This is a genomic window from Ilumatobacter sp. (genome assembly GCF_041688325.1).
Classification (GTDB): Bacteria; Actinomycetota; Acidimicrobiia; order Acidimicrobiales; family Ilumatobacteraceae; genus Ilumatobacter_A.
In genome coordinates this window covers 1-4,067 of the sequence record NZ_JBDNIJ010000207.1, presented here as the reverse complement: position 1 = coordinate 4,067, position 4,067 = coordinate 1, and the positions used below count along the sequence as shown (strand labels likewise).

Below are 4,067 nucleotides of genomic sequence, written 5' to 3'. Positions count from 1 at the left end.
TCTCGACGAGTGCTACCCGAGCGATGACTCGGGATCTGGCGAGGCCGCATCCGAGCTCATTCCGGCTCTCGGAGACGGTGCAATCAGCAGCGGCTTCGATCCGGCCGTCGACGCATTCAGCTTCGCGAACTACGGCGACGAAACTGGCGCCACCGATTTGACTCCCATCGAAATGCAACGAATGTTCGGTGATGGCGTCTGCGCCAACCAGGTCGACGGTTGCACCCTTGAGCCTCCTGCCCGCCAGTGGATGGAGCAGATGAACAAGTACATGGCCGGAGGTCATTGCGAAGGCATGGCCGTGCTCAGTTCGCTGTTCTACTTCGGTGGCGCCGACCCGAGCGCCTTCGGTGCCGACTCGGTGCGCGATCTCGACATTGCCGGGAACGACGCGTTGCAACGCGAAATCGCCTACTGGTGGGTGACGCAGGGGACCTCCCCGGGCGCGACGCAGGCCGTCAACGGTTCGCCCAGCGAAGTCCTCGACACGTTGATTGCGTCGTTCAGCGACGGCCAGCAAGCCGATGAATCGTGGTCGGTCGGCATCTTCAAGCGAGACGGCACCGGCGGTCATGCTGTGACGCCGTATGCGGTCGAAGACAACGGCGACGGCACGTACAAGGTTTTTGTGTACGACAACAATTACCCCAGCCAGGGCCGTGTGCTCACGATTGATCGCGCTGCCGACACGTGGCAGTACGAGGCATCCACCAACCCGAACGTCGAAACCGACCTGTACGAAGGTGATGCCGACACTGATTCGCTCAGCATCCATCCGACCTCACCGCGACTCGGTTCGCAGGACGCCGCATTTGGTTCCGAAGGCGAGGTCTCTGGTTACGCGTCGGTGCTGCAAGCGGGCAATGACGGCATCGAAATTTGGCTGGACGGCGACGCCAACCTGCTGATCACTGCGCTCGACGGCCGTCGCGTTGGCTGGCTCGAAGACGGCACATTCGTCAACGAGATCGACGGCGCGACTGCCACCGATTTCAAGTTCGGCGTTGCTGTGTGGGACATCAAGGAAGAGCCCGTGTACGTGATTCCGGGTGACATCACCGAGTTCTCGGTCACCATCGATGGTTCGCAACTCGACGAGCAAGCGGTTTCCAGCGTCACGATGATCGGGTCGGACTTCAACATGGTCGTTGAAGATGTCGTGCTTGACCCGGGTGAGTCGGATCTCATCGAGGTCAGCGTCGTCAACGGTGACTACCTCGCACTGAACTACTCGAGTGACTACGCCGACTCGCCCGAAATCTGGTTCGGTCTGGTCACCGATGACGCCGATTACGAGTTCATTGTTCGTGGCTCTGACATCGAGCCCGGTGGTTCGTTCAACGTGATCCTCGACTTCCCGAACGGCGATTTCATCCTCGACACCTCCGACCAGACCGAGTTTGGCGTCTATGAACTCCTGGTTGCCCGCATCGACGACGAGGGCGAGTACGTCTTCGCCAACGACGCAATCGAGCTGCAGCCCGAAGACACCCTGTACGTGAACTTCTTCGAGTGGGAGGGCGAAGGAAGCCCGATGTACCTGGACTTCGACTTCGACTCCGACGGCTCGATCGACGACACACTCGTGCTCGAAGATGAAGCTGGCCTCGCCGCAGACTTCTTCGAGGAGTGACTCCGGGTTGAGGCTGCCGAGTTGAGTGGCGCTGGCCTGCGACTGGGCCGGCGCCGCGCTGACACGGGATGGTCAGGCGAGGGTGAGCTGTTCGGGCCCAACGGTGAACGAGCCGTCCGAGCTGTCTGAGCTGTCCGGGCTGTCCGGGTCAGCTGAATCAGTAGCAGGCGGGGCGTCGGGGGATTGCTGCTCTCGGCCGGTTGTTGCGGCTCGGGGTGCGGCGGCGCCCGGAGGTTTACTGACGTCGATCGATCCGTCGGGGTGATGCACCCGCAATTCGCTGCCGGTACCGGTGATCTTCCAGCCGGGTTGGTGGCTGAGTTGGTGATGCCGGTGGCAGAGGAGGGCGCAGTTTTCGTCGGTTGTGGGGCCGCCGTCGGCCCATTCGATGATGTGGTGGGCGTCGCACCAGGTGGCTCGGATGGTGCAGCCGGGCCAGCGGCAGTGCTGATCGCGGGCGACGAGTGCGAGGAACAGGTTCTCAGACACCAGCCGGGTTTCGTGACCGAAGTCGAGGATCGATGACCCGGGCCCGGTGATCACCCGGTGGATGCCGGCGTCGCAGGCGAGCTTGCGGATGGTGGCGGCGTCGAGCGTGGCACCGACGTGGGTGGTGCCTCGCTCGTTGGCACGTTCGGTGATCGTGTCGAACGGCACGGTGGCCAACAGTTTCGTGTTGGAGCGGCCGCCCTTGATGTCGCCCTTCGAGCTGGCGTGTGCCAGCTGGGTGAGGGCGTCGGCGCAGCGCTGATCACGGGTGCGGGTGGTGCCGTCGTTGAACGACTGGTTCATGATGCCGTCGAGCGCCGAGCGGACAATGGCACCCGACTCGGGGTCGAGGAGGCCATCGATTCGGGTCATCCCATCGGGCTGGCCGGTGAGGCGGAGGTAGCGGCGGGCTCGTTGCACGTCGGTGGCATCGGCATCGCGTTCGGGGTATTTGCGGGCACGCCACTTCTCGACTTCTGGCTTCACAGCATTCAACGGCAAGTCGGCAACGGCTTCGAGCAGTGTGTTGTCGACAGCTTCGTCACCGGCAGCCCCAACAATTGCCGAGGCCTTGTCGGATGACAGGTCGCCGGACGTGACGGCATCGGCGAGCGCATCGGACTTCGACATTGCTTCGCCCAGATCCGATGCGGCCTGGTTTTTGCGGGCGGATGTGCCGGTTTCCTTCGCCAACCAGTCGGCGGTGCTGCGGCTCCCGGTGCCAATGAAGGCACCTGCGGCGTCGGCGGCGTGGGTTAATCGGGCGAGTTGAGCATCGAACTTGGATTGCACTTGCTTCATACGGGCCAACTGGGTGCGCAAGTTTGTGGCGTCACAGCGGTCAATGCACACGGTCGCAACGCCGTCAACGGCCACGGAGGTGGCAGAGACGGCATCGGCGAGTTCCATATGACCTAGTGTATCGAACGTACGTTCGATTGTCAAGGAAATCTTCAAATTATTTGAGATGGCTGATGGGACCGGATTCTGCATCGGAACGTGGGCCTGAACGTGGGCCTGAACGTGGGCCTGAACGTCGGTCGGAGCGTCGGTCGGAGCGTCGGTCGGAACGTCGGCAGTCCGTAGCGCCGGGAACGTCACCTTGTGTCGAACGAGCATCCGGGGGCCTGCTCGACACGTCGCAACCGGGCCGTCGGGGTGCGCAGCCGCGTTGTACCGTTGGCGATGGACGGACGCACGGCGATGACACTTCGACACTCGTCGTGCAGGCTGCCAGGAGCAACGCGCTGATGTCGACCGCGCCGCATTACGACATCGACGTCGAGCAGTTCTGGCGCGATCCGTATCCCGATCTGGCGGCGATGCGGGCCGATGCACCGATTGCGTTTGTGCCGCAGTTAGGGGCGACGTTGATCACGACTCGTGACGACATTGCGGTGTGCGAGAAGAACGTGGCGGTGTTCTCGTCGGATCAGCCGGGTGGGTTGATGAACGTGCTGATGGGGCAGAACATGATGCGTCGTGACGGCGCCGAGCATCAGGCCGAGCGCAAGGTGTATTACCCGGCGATGTCGCCGAAGGCGGTGCGCGATGTGTGGTCGGCGCTGTTCGAGTTGCACGCTGCGCGGATCATCGACGGCCTGATCGAGCAGCGCAGTTCGGGTGGGGCGGAGGTCGTCGATCTCATGTCGATGTATGCGATGCCGGTCAGTGGCGAGGCGCTGAAGTCGATGACTGGGCTGACCAACGTCACGTCTGGCGACCTGGATGGGTGGAGCCAGGCAATGATCGATGGCATCTCCAACTACACCGGCGACCCCGACCGGGAGGCGCGGTGCCGTGGCGCGACGGCGGCGATTGATGCGGCGATCGACGAGATGTTGCCGTCGGCGCGCCGGTCGCCTGGCAACGATCTGTTGTCGGTGATGGTGGAGTCGGCGATGCCGCTCGAGCAGGTGCGAGCGAACATCAAGCTGACGATTTC

At 63.0% G+C, this 4,067-nt stretch carries 2 protein-coding genes and 1 pseudogene; 2 read left to right on the top strand and 1 reads right to left on the bottom strand.

Annotation, left to right across the window (positions count from 1 at the left end; all coding sequences use genetic code 11):
- On the top strand, positions 1–1,633 hold a 1,633-nt coding region (locus ACH2EI_RS12205; protein ID WP_395160204.1), incomplete at its 5' end, for a hypothetical protein.
- Positions 1,634–1,705: 72 nt separating this feature from the next.
- Here ACH2EI_RS12205 and ACH2EI_RS12200 read toward each other — a convergent pair.
- Positions 1,706–3,031, bottom strand: a complete 1,326-nt coding sequence (locus ACH2EI_RS12200) for a DUF222 domain-containing protein (RefSeq protein ID WP_395160202.1) — start codon at positions 3,029–3,031, stop codon at positions 1,706–1,708.
- A gap of 341 nt (positions 3,032–3,372) precedes the next feature.
- Here ACH2EI_RS12200 and ACH2EI_RS12195 point away from each other — a divergent pair.
- Positions 3,373–4,067 (top strand): annotated as a pseudogene (locus ACH2EI_RS12195) (cytochrome P450); the annotation flags it as partial.